The organism is Pseudomonas antarctica, from assembly GCF_001647715.1.
Lineage (GTDB): Bacteria > Pseudomonadota > Gammaproteobacteria > Pseudomonadales > Pseudomonadaceae > Aquipseudomonas > Aquipseudomonas antarctica_A.
Genome location: NZ_CP015600.1, coordinates 1693775 through 1707119 on the forward strand (window position 1 = coordinate 1693775; position 13345 = coordinate 1707119).

At 60.1% G+C, this 13345-nt stretch carries 18 protein-coding genes; 11 read left to right on the top strand and 7 right to left on the bottom strand.

The genetic code is table 11. The annotated features are described in order from the left end of the window. Positions 1-30 precede the first annotated feature (30 nt). Genes A7J50_RS07730 through A7J50_RS07740 form a run of 3 tightly spaced genes read left to right on the top strand, consistent with a single transcriptional unit; the run spans position 31 to position 3553 of the window. Complete coding sequence (locus A7J50_RS07730; RefSeq protein WP_064451268.1) at positions 31-1224, top strand: CaiB/BaiF CoA transferase family protein; 1194 nt, start codon at positions 31-33, stop codon at positions 1222-1224. Further along, positions 1221-2162 (top strand): hydroxymethylglutaryl-CoA lyase, encoded by a 942-nt coding sequence (locus tag A7J50_RS07735; RefSeq protein ID WP_064451269.1) that lies wholly within the window; start codon positions 1221-1223, stop codon positions 2160-2162. Before A7J50_RS07730 ends, A7J50_RS07735 begins: the two co-directional genes overlap by 4 nt. A gap of 59 nt (positions 2163-2221) precedes the next feature. Continuing rightward, positions 2222-3553: an MFS transporter gene (locus A7J50_RS07740; protein ID WP_064451270.1), complete on the top strand. Its 1332-nt coding sequence runs from the start codon at positions 2222-2224 to the stop codon at positions 3551-3553. Here A7J50_RS07740 and A7J50_RS07745 read toward each other — a convergent pair whose 3' ends face one another. Further along, complete coding sequence (locus A7J50_RS07745) at positions 3554-4042, bottom strand: DMT family transporter (RefSeq protein ID WP_064451271.1); 489 nt, start codon at positions 4040-4042, stop codon at positions 3554-3556. A gap of 77 nt (positions 4043-4119) precedes the next feature. Here A7J50_RS07745 and A7J50_RS07750 point away from each other — a divergent pair, with 77 nt between their 5' ends. From A7J50_RS07750 to A7J50_RS07765, 4 genes are all read left to right on the top strand, one after another. Then, positions 4120-5037, top strand: coding sequence for a LysR family transcriptional regulator (locus tag A7J50_RS07750; RefSeq protein ID WP_420492088.1), 918 nt, complete (start codon positions 4120-4122; stop codon positions 5035-5037). A 13-nt stretch (positions 5038-5050) separates the two neighbouring features. Next, positions 5051-5461 carry a fosfomycin resistance glutathione transferase gene (gene fos, locus A7J50_RS07755; protein WP_064451273.1) on the top strand — a complete coding sequence of 137 codons (411 nt, stop codon included), beginning with the start codon at positions 5051-5053 and terminating at the stop codon, positions 5459-5461. A 54-nt stretch (positions 5462-5515) separates the two neighbouring features. Further along, positions 5516-6157: a LysE family translocator gene (locus A7J50_RS07760; protein ID WP_064451274.1), complete on the top strand. Its 642-nt coding sequence runs from the start codon at positions 5516-5518 to the stop codon at positions 6155-6157. Between the two features lie 119 nt (positions 6158-6276). Further along, complete coding sequence (locus tag A7J50_RS07765) at positions 6277-6804, top strand: DUF4142 domain-containing protein (protein WP_064451275.1); 528 nt, start codon at positions 6277-6279, stop codon at positions 6802-6804. Positions 6805-6858: 54 nt separating this feature from the next. On the opposite strand, the gene A7J50_RS07770 is transcribed toward A7J50_RS07765, so the two are convergent. The 6 genes from A7J50_RS07770 to A7J50_RS07795 form a co-directional block, all read right to left on the bottom strand. Further along, entirely contained in the window at positions 6859-7284 is a 426-nt protein-coding gene (locus A7J50_RS07770; protein WP_064451276.1) for a low affinity iron permease family protein, read from the bottom strand. 111 nt (positions 7285-7395) lie between these two features. Next, entirely contained in the window at positions 7396-7896 is a 501-nt protein-coding gene (locus A7J50_RS07775; protein ID WP_064451277.1) for a methylated-DNA--[protein]-cysteine S-methyltransferase, read from the bottom strand. A gap of 101 nt (positions 7897-7997) precedes the next feature. Beyond that, complete coding sequence (locus A7J50_RS31880) at positions 7998-8330, bottom strand: hypothetical protein (protein ID WP_064451278.1); 333 nt, start codon at positions 8328-8330, stop codon at positions 7998-8000. An 85-nt stretch (positions 8331-8415) separates the two neighbouring features. Continuing rightward, complete coding sequence (locus A7J50_RS07785) at positions 8416-8826, bottom strand: type II toxin-antitoxin system HicB family antitoxin (RefSeq protein WP_064451279.1); 411 nt, start codon at positions 8824-8826, stop codon at positions 8416-8418. A 22-nt stretch (positions 8827-8848) separates the two neighbouring features. Next, positions 8849-9031, bottom strand: coding sequence for a type II toxin-antitoxin system HicA family toxin (locus A7J50_RS07790; RefSeq protein WP_064451280.1), 183 nt, complete (start codon positions 9029-9031; stop codon positions 8849-8851). A 167-nt stretch (positions 9032-9198) separates the two neighbouring features. Beyond that, a complete protein-coding gene (locus A7J50_RS07795) occupies positions 9199-10092 on the bottom strand; it encodes a LysR family transcriptional regulator (protein ID WP_064451281.1) in 894 nt (297 codons plus the stop codon). A gap of 95 nt (positions 10093-10187) precedes the next feature. On the opposite strand from A7J50_RS07795, the gene A7J50_RS07800 reads away from it, so the two are divergent. The 4 genes from A7J50_RS07800 to A7J50_RS07815 all read left to right on the top strand — a co-directional run bounded on the left by A7J50_RS07800 (position 10188) and on the right by A7J50_RS07815 (position 13338). Beyond that, the gene (locus A7J50_RS07800; RefSeq protein WP_064451282.1) at positions 10188-11351 is read left to right on the top strand and encodes an MFS transporter; all 1164 of its coding nucleotides are present in this window, start codon (positions 10188-10190) and stop codon (positions 11349-11351) included. Then, positions 11348-12541 carry an MFS transporter gene (locus A7J50_RS07805; RefSeq protein ID WP_064451283.1) on the top strand — a complete coding sequence of 398 codons (1194 nt, stop codon included), beginning with the start codon at positions 11348-11350 and terminating at the stop codon, positions 12539-12541. Before A7J50_RS07800 ends, A7J50_RS07805 begins: the two co-directional genes overlap by 4 nt. A gap of 189 nt (positions 12542-12730) precedes the next feature. Then, positions 12731-13045, top strand: coding sequence for a hypothetical protein (locus A7J50_RS07810; RefSeq protein ID WP_064454872.1), 315 nt, complete (start codon positions 12731-12733; stop codon positions 13043-13045). After that, a complete protein-coding gene (locus A7J50_RS07815) occupies positions 13045-13338 on the top strand; it encodes a helix-turn-helix domain-containing protein (RefSeq protein ID WP_064451284.1) in 294 nt (97 codons plus the stop codon). Before A7J50_RS07810 ends, A7J50_RS07815 begins: the two co-directional genes overlap by 1 nt. Positions 13339-13345 lie beyond the last annotated feature (7 nt).

Here is a 13345-nt window from a genome sequence, read left to right on the forward strand (position 1 = left end):
CGCACATTCCAAGAATAAGAGGCACACCCCATGACGGCTCCGTTGAGCGGTATCAAGGTGATCGAGATCGGCACCCTGATTGCCGCGCCGTTCGCCGCCCGGCTGATGGCCGAGTTTGGCGCCGAAGTGATCAAGATCGAAGCCATGGGCCAGGGCGACCCGCTTCGCAAATGGCGAAAGCTGCACGAAGGCACGTCGCTGTGGTGGTACCTGCAATCGCGCAACAAGAAGTCCCTGGCGCTGGACCTCAAGTCCCCTGAAGGCCTGGGCTTGATCAAGCAACTGCTCGGTGACGCCGACGTGCTGATCGAAAACCTGCGCCCCGGCGGCCTGGAAAAGCTCGGCCTGGGCTGGGACGTGTTGCACGCCCTCAACCCCAAGCTGACCCTGGTGCGTATCTCCGGCTACGGCCAGACGGGCCCTTATCGCGACCGCCCGGGCTTTGGTGCCATCGGCGAGGCGATGGGCGGCATCCGCTACACCACCGGCAACCCGGATTCGCCTCCGGCGCGGGTGGGTGTGAGCCTGGGCGATTCCCTCGCGTCACTGCACGGTGTGATTGGCGCGTTGATGTCGCTGCTGCGGGTCAAGACCGGGCAGGGCGACGGGCAGATTGTCGATGTGTCGCTGGCCGAAAGTGTGTTCAACCTGATGGAAAGCCTGGTGCCCGAATACGACATGCTCGGCCATGTGCGTGAGCGCAGCGGCGGCGCCTTGCCCGGCATTGCGCCGTCCAATACCTACCTGACCGCCGACGGCGCATATGTGGTAATCGCCGGTAACAGCGACCCGATCTACAAGCGCCTGATGCATACCATTGGCCGCGCCGACCTGGCCGAAGCGCCCGAATTCGCCCACAACGATGGTCGCGCAGCCAAAAGTGGCTTGCTCGATGCGGCAATCACCCACTGGACCAGCAGCCAGCCCATCGACCAGGTGCTCAGTGCCTTGCAAGCCGCTGAAGTGCCGGCCGGGCGTATCTATTCAGTGGCTGATATCGTCAGCGACCCGCACTACCAGGCGCGCGACATGCTGCTCAATGCCGAACTGCCCGGTGGCGTTTCAGTGAAGATGCCCGGCATTGTGCCCAAGCTTTCCGAAACCCCTGGCGCCGTGAACTGGCAGGGCCCGACGCTTGGCCAGCACACTGACGACATCCTCGCTGGCCTCGGCCTGACAGACGCTGATATCCAACGCCTGAAAACCTCGGGAGTGGTGCAATGATCACGGACTATTGCGACCCGCTGATCGTGCAGGAAGTGTCCCCGCGCGATGGCTTGCAAATCGAGCCCACCTGGGTCGAGACGGCCGACAAGATTGCGTTGATCGACCAGCTGTCCCTGGCCGGTTTTTCGCGGATCGAAGCCGGTTCGTTTGTCTCGCCCAAGGCCATTCCTGCCTTGCGCGATGGCGAGCAGGTGTTCCAGGGCATCCACCGGCGCCCCGGCGTTATCTATGTCGCGCTGATCCCCAACCTCAAAGGCGCGCAGCGCGCCATTGAGTCGCGGGCCGATGAGCTGAACCTGGTGATGTCCGCCAGCCAGACCCACAACCTGGCGAATATGCGCATGCGCTGCGAGGCCTCGTTGGCGGCATTTGAAGACATTGTCAGCTTTGCTGCCGACTACCCGGTGCGCCTCAATGGCAGCATCGCCACCACCTTCGGTTGCCCGTTCGAAGGCAGGATTGATGAAGACCGTGTGCTGCAAATCGTCGATGCCTACCGCGAGTTGGGCATCCAGGGCATCACCCTGGCCGACACCACGGGCATGGCCAATCCGCGACAGGTAGAACGCCTGGTCAAGCGCGTGTTGCAGCGCGTCCCCGCCAGCGACTTGACCCTGCATTTTCACAACACCCGCGGCTTGGGTTTGTGCAATGTGCTGGCGGCTTACGAAGCCGGCGCCCGCCGTTTTGATGCAGCCCTGGGCGGCCTCGGCGGCTGCCCGTTTGCGCCGGGTGCGTCAGGCAATATCTGCACCGAAGACCTGGTCAACCTGTGCGAGGAGGTGGGGATTCACACCGGCATCGACCTGCCGCACTTGTTGCATATGTCCCGCCGCTTGCCGGCCCTGCTCGGCCATGAGCTGCCCGGCCAGGTGGCCAAGGCGGGGCGCAATTGCGACCTGCATTCACCACCCGCTTACATCGCCACGCTGTAACGCCGCACCAGACAACAAAAACAATCGGGCGCCTTTGAGCAGCCCGCTGGAGAGAAAGCATGAGCACTAATACGTTAGAGGCAGGCGTGCGCCCGGCCGCGGAAATCGATGCCGAAAAAGCCCTGGTCAGCAAGGTCGCCTGGCGCCTGATGCCGCTGATCATGGTGTGTTACCTGTTCGCGTTTTTTGACCGCATCAACATCAGCTTCGCCAAGTTCCAGTTGCAAACCGACCTGAGCCTGAGTGACACCGCTTACGGCCTGGGCGCCGGGTTGTTTGTGGTGGGCTATGTGATTTTCGAAGTGCCGAGCAACATGATGCTGTACAAGGTCGGCGCCCGCCGCTGGATCGCGCGGATCATGATGTCGTGGGGCCTGGCCACGGCGGCCATGGTGTTTGTCACTGCCGAATGGCAGTTCTACGGCCTGCGCTTCATCATCGGTGCGATGGAGGCGGGGTTTGCGCCGGGCGTGTTGTATTACCTGACGTTGTGGTTCCCGCAGCACTTTCGCGGGCGCATCACCTCGTTGCTGTTCCTGGCTTCGGCGTTCGCAGGATTGGTCGGCGCGCCGTTCTCGGGGCTGGTCTTGGAACATCTCGACGGCGTGCTACAGATGCGCGGCTGGCACTGGTTGTTCCTGCTCGGCGGCTTGCCCTGCATCGGCCTGGGTTTTCTGGTGCTGACGTTGCTCAAGGACCGGATTGAAGACGCCCATTGGCTGACGCCTGCGGAAAAGACCTTGTTGTCCAGCCGTATCGCCCAGCATGAGCCGAACGCGCACAGTGGCTCACTGCTGTCGGCGATCCGCATTCCTGGGTTCCTGATGCTCGGGTTTATCTACTTCCTGATCCAGGTGGCGTCCTATGGCCTCAACTTCTGGGCACCGCAACTGATCCGCAGCGCGGGCACCCAGAGCCCGGTGACGATTGGCCTGCTCACAGCGATTCCGTATGTGTGCGGGGCAATCAGCATGGTGGTGATCGGGCGGCTGTCGGACGCCACCGGCGAGCGCCGCAAGTTTGTCTGCGGCTTGGTGGTGCTCGGTGCGATTGGCTTTTTCAGTGCCGGGATCTTTGCCGACCACACCACCTTCCTGATCATCGCCCTGGGCATGTTGGGCGCCGGCATTATCGCCTCGATCCCGACGTTCTGGACCCTGCCCCCCAAGCTACTGGCCGGCGCCGGTGCCGGTGCGGCCGGAGGCATTGCGGTGATCAACACCCTGGGCCAGTTCGGCGGCATCGTCAGCCCGGTGATGGTGGGGCGGATCAAGGACCTCACCGGCAGCACGACCCCGGCGCTGTATATGATCGGCGTGTGCGCACTGTTGGCGGCGGCGCTGCTGCTGTGGGGCTTGCCGCAAAAGCTGCGCACGTTGGATCGGGGTTGATCAGCCCGCCGTTGCCAATGCCCGGGCGGGCGTGCTGCTGAATTGAATCAACGCCACCCCGCCCATCAACAACAACGCCCCCAGCACACGGGGCGTTGTGAGTTGGCGCTCGACCAGGCCGAACAGGCCAAAGTGATCGAGCAGCAGCGAGGCGAGAATCTGACCGGCCATGGCCAGTGCAATAAATCCTGACGCGCCCAACTTGGGCAGCAACATCAACGCCAGGGAAATAAAGCACACGCCAAATGCGCCACCGGCCCACATCCACAGCGGTGCCTTGCTGATAAAGCTCAGGCTCGGCAGCGGTAAACGCAGGGCCAGCATCACCGGCAGCAACACGATTATGCTCACCAGCAGTGACGCCAACGTGGCCCACAACGGGTGACCGAGGCCGCGCCCGAGGTTGGCATTGATCGCACTTTGAAACGGCACCACCGCTCCCGCAATCACCGCCAGCGCCAGCAAACCTACCCAATGCAACGTCGTCATTTCGAATCTCCCAGAGGTTTTTCTGGACTCTAGGCTATTCGTCGCGCAAATTTAAATTCAAAGTTCTTATGCCGAGCATGCAGCTGATGAATGATCTTCGCCGCATCGACCTTAATCTGTTGGTGATTCTGGATGCCTTGCTCAGCGAGCAACACGTCACCCGCGCTGCCGAGCGTTTGCACCTGAGCCAGCCGGCGGTCAGCCACGCGTTGGCCCGGCTGCGAGACGTGTTGAGTGACCCGTTGCTGGTACGCCAGGGCGGCACGCTGGTGCCGACGGCGCGTGCCCTGGAATTGGCGACGCCGTTGGCCGAAGCCTTGGCCCAGGTGCAGGCACTGTTGGCGCCGAATCGCTTTGACCCGGCGTCAGCCAAACGCAGGTTTCGCGTGGCGATGTCGGACTACAGCGCGGCCATTTTTCTGCCTGATCTGGTGCGCACGTTGCGCCGTGAAGCCCCCGGCATCGACCTGCAAATTATCCAGGCCAGCCGTGAAGGGATGGTGGACGGCGTGGTCAATGGCGATATCGACCTGGCTGCCGGCGTCTTCCCCGATATGCCCGCCGAACTGCGCACCACGCCTTTGTTCGAGGAGCATTACACCTGCCTGGTGGACCGCCACAGCCTGGCGCAAAGTGGCACGCTCGACCTGCCCACCTACCTGTCGCGCCCGCATGTGCTGCTGGAAATGCGTGGCAGTGGTACCCCGGAAATCGAGCGCGCGTTGACGGCCATTCGTGAGCGGCGGCATGTGGCGATCAGCCTGCCGCACTGGGGCGTGGCGCCGCAGTTGATCCAGGGCACGGACCTGATTCTGACCGTCTCATCCAGGGGCTTGCTCAACATTGATCAGCAGCAACTGTTGGCCGTGCCGCCGCCGTTTCATATTCCCTCGTTTGCCTTTGAACTGGCGTGGCATGCGCGCCGGGGTGGGGATTCGGGTTTGCAGTGGTTGATTGGGCAGGTGCAGGGTGTATTGTCCGAAGGCCTCCAATAACAGGAACAACACCATGCTCTCAGGCCTCAACCACCTGACCCTTGCCGTGACCGATTTGAACCGCAGCGTCAGCTTCTACCATGAGCTGTTGCAGCTTCAGCTCGACGCCACCTGGGACAACGGCGCCTACCTCTCGTTGCCCGGTCTGTGGCTGTGTTTGTCGCTTGATCCATCGCGCCTGTCGGCACCCGCGGCTGAATACACTCACTACGCGTTCACGGCGGATGCCGGTGATTTCAGCGCACTGGTGGCGCGCCTGCGAGCCGGCGGTGTGCAGGAGTGGCGCGACAACCGCAGTGAAGGTGCCTCGTTCTATTTTCTCGACCCCGATGGGCACAAGCTTGAGGCCCATGTCGGTGACTTGGCGTCGCGTCTGCAAGCCTGTCGTGTCAAGCCTTACGCAGGCATGAAGTTTTACCCGTAGCACCAGAACGTGCAGAATCCCTGCACCTCTAAACCGTCTGTCAGAGTCGCGCCCATGACCCCATCCTTGCTGCTCGCCGTCCTCGCTTCGGGTTTTATCTACGGCATTACGCCTGGCCCGGGGGTACTGGCCGTGTTCGGTATCGGTGCTGCGCGCGGCCGTCGCGCCGGGGCGGGTTTCCTGTGCGGGCATTTGCTCGGGGATGTGGTGTGGTGCAGTACGGCGCTGATCGCCATTGTTGGCGCGCGGGAAGTCGGTAGCAGTGCATTTGATGTGTTGGGTGTGCTCAGTGGGTTGTATCTGTTCTGGCTCGGCTGGCGCGCCATTCGCACTCAACGGCGTAGCAGTGATGCCCCTCAGGGCGCTGCGCGGCATCCGTTTTGGCACGGCATTTTGTTTGGCTTGACCAACCCGAAGGCCTACCCGGTGGCGGTGGCGACTTTCACTGCATTGCTGTCCAGCCGCGCCGAGCTGCTGACCTGGGCAATGCTGCCGTCCTTGATCCTCCTGAGCTTTGTCGGTGGTCTGCTGGCTTACGCGATTCTGATCGCTGTGGTCGGAGCTCAGCGCGTACGTACGGTGTATCAGCGCCATGAAATCCTGATCACCAAGCTCTGCGGCGTGATGTTTATCGGCTTCGCCATTAACGCGCTAGCGCACGCATTACCGGGCCTGTTTGGCAGCAAACCGGCGTGAGGCGACGACGACCGTTCGTCGCACTGGCAAGTTTTTTCTAAACCTTTGCCGCCCTGAAAATTCGAATTCAGGGCGAGGTGTGTGTTCTCGCACCTATTTTTGCCCTGGAGGAACCCATCATGAGCCGCATGGCTATCCGGTTACGCACCGCCAGTTTCGCGATGCTGCTGGGCCTCGGCGCCAGCAATGCTTTCGCCCAGTCGCCTGCTGAATTCATCGAGCAGGCTTCGGCCAAAGGTATGGCCGATATCGAAACCAGTCGCATGGCCCACGCCAAAACCTCGTCCCAGGAAATCAAGGACTACACCATCGAGGTGATCAACGAGCGCACCCTGGCCAACCAGCATCTGGCTGCGATTGCCAAGAAGCTCGATTTGCCGGTGGCCCCGCGCGAGAAGATCGTCGACAAAGCTGAAACCCTGATGCCTGAACTCAAGGACGGCGACTCCTTTGACGCTGCCTATACGGCGCAGCAGGTCAAGGAAAACGAAGACGCCATCGCCTTGTTCAAACGGGAAGGCGCGGCATCGGATGTACCGGAGATAAAGGCCCTGGTAGATGAGACGCTGCCTAGATTGGAAGAGCGTCTGCAGAAGGCCCGTGCCTTGGCATCGACCTACGGTAAAGGTCATCAGGGCGACGGTTGAAGCCGTCACTTGAAATGAAAAACGGCGGTTGGAGCATCTCCAACCGCCGTTTTTTTATGCCTGGTTCAGATCGGTTTTACTCGGTACTGCATCGTCTACTGCTTCACCGCAACTGCTGTTCAGGCTGACACTGCCCGTCGCCCCGATGCTGCGGTATTCGTTGCGCAGTTTTTCCAGTTCTTTGCGGTCCAGGCCATCCAGGCTCAGCACGGCGTTTTGTGCATCCTTGGACACGCGCAGCAGCTCATCAATCTTGATATGCAGGATGTCATTGTCGCGGTTTTGCGTGTTCTGAATCAGAAATACCATCAGGAAGGTAATGATGGTGGTCGAGGTGTTGATGATCAGTTGCCAGGTGTCGTTGTAATGGAAATAAGGCCCGCTCAGGCTCCACAGGAAAATCAGTGCGACGGCGGCGTAGAACGTCCGGGCACTGCCTGCCCAGCGGGACAGAGACTGCGAGACTGCGGAGAATTTCATGACCGTTTTCCTCAAAAGGTGGGTGATGAAATTATGGACCGCAGCCGCGCTTTGAAATTTCTTTTTACAATTAAAAGGGTGAGCAACGTTGTACGTTTTTGTCGCCTGTCCCTAGAACGTTAGTTCTGCCTGGCCTGCACCTTCCAGCGCGAGCAAATACTGTTTGGCCTCCAGCCCACCGGCAAACCCGGTCAGCCCGCCTGACGCGCCTATCACCCGATGGCAGGGCGCAATGATCGAGATGGGATTGCGCCCGTTGGCAGCGCCCACTGCACGCACGGCTTTCGGGTTACCAATCTGCTGGGCGATCTGGCTGTAGCTGCGGGTTTCGCCAAAGGGGATGGTCAGCAGCGCCTGCCAGACTTGCTTCTGGAACTCGGTGCCGGTGAAGTCCAGTTCCAGTTCGAATTGGTGGCGGGTGCCGGCGAAGTACTCCTTCAATTGTTGCTCGGCTGCCAAGAGCACAGAGCTGTCGTTAGCCTCGCGCAACTCACCCAGGCGCACGCGGTTGGCGCGCTCTTTTTCCCAGAGGATGGCATTGAGTTTGCCATCGCGCGCCACCAGAGTGAGCTGGCCGACGGGGGAGGGCATGAGCTTGTATTCGTAGGGCATGAGCGGGCTCCTCGAAGGGGGTGCGTTTTGAGCTACAGCACTACTGTAGTTTCAGCGGCTGGAGTGGAAACTACGATTCTTGCGATCAAATTCTCCCGCACTCAAACGTTCCAATACACCCAATGAGAGTAATACGGGTACCCGTAGAGCCAGGAGATCCTATAAAGCCCCATGAGTATAGAGACCTCACCCATTGCAACCCACGACATCACATTGAGCAGTGTGACGATCCCAGCGAACACGCTAACGCGTCGGCTGGCGTGTCGCCTGGCATACCGCACGCCATAGGCCGACGCTGCAATGGCGCCTAACCCCAGGATCAATCCAAGGGGAAATGGCAGCCTTACAAATGTGACCAACAGCGGCAAAACCAGTACCCAGCCCACCACTTGGCGCAGTACGGTTTTCGGTGTGTGTTGTACAGGTTCAAACATTGCGGTAATCCAGATCCGAGGGCTGACGAGCAGGCATCTTTGCGCTTCTCGGTCGCTGCCGCAGTCAGATGATGCTGAAGGGCAACTACCCGTCCTGTTGCAATACCTTGAGCGCCGCGGATGCCAGAAACCCCGAACGGCTTTTTTCTTCCGGGTGATTCAGCACGTATTCATCAATACGATTCAACAGATAACCCGGCAGGGTAATGTTGAGTTTCTGAGCCTTGCCCAGGTACTTGGTGACATCAATGTCCACCACGGCCCACGTGCAGCCGGCGTACTGTGGGTTTGCCGCGTGCAGGGTAACTTTTTGCGCGGTGGGGATCGGCGCGCCATCCTCCGCGAGGATTTCGAAGTGCCCTTCGATCGCTTCCCGGGCCATGGCCATGGCGTCGTCGAGGTCTTCCCCGGCTGAGTAGCAACCAGGAATATCCGGGACTTCCACACCCCAGGCGTGATCCTCGTCGCCGGTTGAAATTGCGATGGGGTAAAGCATGTCTATGGCCCTCCAGGGACGGTTAGCTCAACAGAGCCTGTTTCAAAATGCTCTTGGCGGTTTTGTCCAACAGGTCCTTCTTTGGATGAGGAATTGTCACCAACCCCGGTTTTTTCGGGTGTTTGAAGTGATGATGACTGCCTCGGGTGCGCACCAGGTACCCGCCGTCCGCAACAATGTGACCTATCAAATATCGACTATCCACATCACCTCCTTGTGGTGTGTGTTGGTGGTGACTATAACCACTGAAGATAAATTATCAACACTCTACCTACCAACGGTCGATGACTGTTGTTTCGGTAAGCGTTGTAGGCAGTGTATGAGCGCGCAGGAATGGCGTTGGAGAGAGGTATTGCGAGGTTTTTCGAAGGGTTACCGGGTGTGTGAAGACTGCGCAAGAACCGCGAGAAACGCATCAGCCAATACGCTTTTTCTTGCCGTAGGGGTCAGCACCAGCAACTGAGCACAGGCATCTACCTCAGCCATCGGCTTATACGTAACGCCCTTATTCCTCAAGCCCTGCGTGCATTCCGGCACCAATGCCACGCCTTGCCCGGCGGCCACCAGCGCAATGATCGAGGTGATCTGCCGTCCGGTCGGCCCGGCACGCAGGGGCACACCGTGGTGTCGATAAAGTTGCTCGATGGACTGGTTCAATCCCGACCCATAATCCGACGGAAACAGAATCAACGGGTACGCACTGAGCTGCGCCAAACTGACATCAGGCTGGCCGGCCAAAGGGCTGTCGCTGGATACGGCCGCCACCAAGCGTTCCTCACCGAGCGATCGTGCTTGTACCTCTTGATTCTGCGGCAATAGGCGACTTAGCCCGATATCCAGCCGCCCGTCAGCCACTTGCGCGCCGAGGCTGCCGGACGCGCATTCCACCAAGGTCAACTGCACCTCGGGAAAGCGTTGCGCAAAGGCCTGGATCGCCTGGCTGAACAGATCCGACAAGGCGATTGAGCTGACATAACCCAGCGACAATTGCCCCGCAGTGCCCGCCGCCAGTTTGCCGGCGATGACCTGTGCCAACGCCACCTGCTCCAACACCCCGCGTGCATAGGGCAGGAACGAACGGCCCTGAGCGGTGAGGGTCACCGTGCGGCTGGTGCGATCAAACAGCTTGAACCCCAACTCCGCCTCCAGCGCTGAAATCTGCCGGGTCAGCGGCGGCTGCGCCAAGTGCAGGCGAAGTGCTGCGCGGCCGAAGTGCAATTCTTCGGCGACCGTCAGAAAGTAACGCAGCTTGCGTAGGTCGAGCATCCTGATCCCTGGGTATTGATCGGTTCGAAATCGGTATTGGTTTAAGACCCGCCGGCCATTCTATAAAGACCTCACAAAATAAAACGAGAGGTTTCATGAAACCGCGCCTGCATTGTGCCCGTCTTGCCCTGTTCCTGTGTGGCTGCGCGGCGTTTCTTAACCTCTATGCCACCCAGAGCATCCTGCAGAACTTTGCCGCGCAGTTTCATATCAGCGCCAAGGCCGCGGGTTGGAGCATCACGGTCACCACCCTGGCCGTGGCGGTCTCTGCGCCCTTTGTCAGCCGGCTGACCGGGCGCTTCGAGCAACGTACCGTAATCAGCGTGGCCGCGCTGTTGTTGGCGGTGCCCGCACTGATGACCGCGTATGCCGACAGCTTTGCCGAAGTGCTGGTATGGCGGTGCGTGCAAGGTCTGTTGATTCCGGTTGTGTTCGCGACCAGTGTGGCCTACATCGGTGACCGTTGGCGTGGCGGCACGGTCACCGAAGTCACCAGCCTTTATGTGGCGGGTACCGTGTTGGGCGGGTTCGCCGGGCGCTTTGTCACGGGGGTGATGACTGAGTACGTAGGCTGGCGGGAAGCCTTCGAATTGTTGGCGGTACTGAGCCTGATGGTGGGCGGGTTTATCCAGTTCCTGTTACCCGCTGACCGGCCGCGAACCGAGCGATTTAAAACCTCATCCTCCGGCGTTCTCCGCAAACCTTTGTTGGCCGCCTACGGCGTAGGTTTTTGCGTGTTGTTCTCCCAAGTCGCGGCCTTTACTTACGCGGGTTTGTACCTTGGCTTGCCGCCGTTCAACCTGGGCCCTGCGGCGTTGGGCACGCTTTACATGGTGTTTTTGCTGGCCTTGATCGTGATTCCCATTGCGGGCCGCTTCAGCAAAGCCCGGCCCCACGCCGAGCTGCTGGGTATTGCCGCCGTGCTTGGCGTCAGTGGCTCGGCGCTGACGCTGGTGCCTTCGCTGGGCTGCATCGTAGTGGGCCTGGCGCTCAGTTCCACGGGCGTGTTCCTCGCCCAGGCCGCTGCCAATGCGTTCATCACCGCCACCGCCGGTGACAACAAGGCTGGCGCCGTGGGGGTTTACCTCACGTGTTACTACCTGGGCGGCAGTTGCGGTGCCATCGCACCGGCATTGATCTGGGAACAGTGGGGCTGGGCCGGCTGCGTGGCACTGATTATCGGTTTTCAACTGCTGACCCTGCTGATCGCCCTGACCGGCTGGAAGCCTCATCAACCTGAGTTGAGTCAAACCCCATGAACGACGCCGTCGCCGTGCCTGCCCGCGAAACATCCATGCGCCGCCGCGCGCTGATTACCGGTTGCAGCGCCCACGCCGTACACGATGGCCTCACCGACGTCATCTATGTGCTGCTGCCGATCTGGCAGGCGCAATTCACCTTGTCCTACGCCAAAATCGGCCTGTTGCGCGGCGCCTACTCCGGGATGATGGCCGTGTTCCAACTCATGGCCAGCCGTGCCGCCAAACGTTGGGGCCGTGTACCGTTGCTGGTGGGCGGCACCGCGTTGGCAGGTATCGCTTACTTATTGGTGGGGCAAGCCACCGGGCTTGGCATGTTGTTGCTGGCGTTGCTATTGGGTGGGCTGGGAGCGAGCACCCAACACCCGCTGGCCTCTTCAATGATTACCGATGCTTATGAGGACGGTGGTGGGGTCAAGCAAGCGTTATCGCAGTACAACTTTTCCGGCGACATCGGCAAAACCCTGATCCCGGGGTTGGTTGGCTTGCTGCTCACTGTCATCAGCTGGCGCGCCAGCGCCACCCTGCTGGGGTTGCTCGGGTTGGCTGCGGCGGGGTTGCTGTGGTGGTGGGTGCCTACTCAGGTTGGCGAATCCGCCACCACAAAAAACGCCAGGCCGCTCAACGGAACCGGCTCGGTCATTGGCCTGCGTGCGCTGATACTCACCGGCACCCTCGACAGTGCCGTGCGCATGGGCTTCCTCACGTTCCTGCCGTTCCTGCTGCAAGCCAAAGGTGCGGGTACGGCGGGTATTGGCCTGGCCTTGACCCTGCTGTTCATCGGCGGTGCGTTCGGCAAATTGTTCTGCGGCTACCTCGGTGCCCGCATCGGCATGATGAAAACCGTATGGCTGACGGAAACCAGCACTGCACTGCTGATCGTTGCCGCCGTGTACCTGCCGCTGAGTGGCTTGATGGTGATGTTGCCAGTGTTGGGCCTGGTGCTGAACGGCACGTCTTCGGTGCTCTACGGCGCCGTACCGGACCTGGCCGGCGCCGGCAAGCGCGAGCAGGCTTTTGCGGTGTTCTACACCGGCACAATAGGCGGCGGGGCGCTGGCGCCGGTGGTGTTTGGCGGGTTAGGCGATGCGTTGGGTGTGCCGCTGGCGGTGATGGCGCTGGCGGGGATGTTGTGGGTGACGTTGCCGTTGGCGTGGGTGGTGCAGCGGGGGATAGCCGTGGACCGTTGACTGGCTCGTTTCGGATGGAAAACTCAGTTCCGTCCTACGTAATTGCATGGGCTGCATGGTTGTAAAGTTCGCGCTTCAAAAATCCCGGCGCACTTTTCGAATGCCTATCAATCAGTGACGAGTGGCTGTTGCGTGATAGGAAACGATCCGAATAAGCTTGCTATGCGCCAATGACGTATGGGCGTAGGTGTGATATTTGTCGAATCATCCGTATTTACCGAGGACCTGCCAGCGCTACTGAGTGAGGAAAGCTACGGTGAGTTCCAGGAATTTCTTGCCGAAAACCCGACTGCTGGTGATGTCATCCAAGGGACCAATGGTCTGAGAAAGATCCGCTGGGCTGTGCAGGGGAGGGGCAAGAGGGGTGGTGTCAGAGTGATCTATTACCACCTCTGCATGGCCTATCAAATTCGATTGATCCTGATCTATCGAAAGGGCATCAAAGATGATCTCTCTGCGGTGGAAAAGAGCGTGCTGAGCGAAATTAACCGAAGGTGGGAGTGATGGAGAAAAAACTGTTCAATCGTCTGGTCGAAAGCATGACCCAGATGGACGAAATCGCACGGGGTGAGCGCGCCCCATCCCGCGAATTTTTTGTTGATGCGTTGAAGGTAAAAGAGATTCGACAAGCCACAGGACTTTCACAAGCACGCTTTGCGAAGGCAATTGATGTGCCGGTGGGAACGCTTCAAAACTGGGAGCAGGGGCGACGTGAACCAGAGGGGCCGGCAAAGGCATTATTGCGTGCCTTATACAATGATCCGGATCACGTATTGGCCGCTCTGGGGCATCGATAAGTCTCTG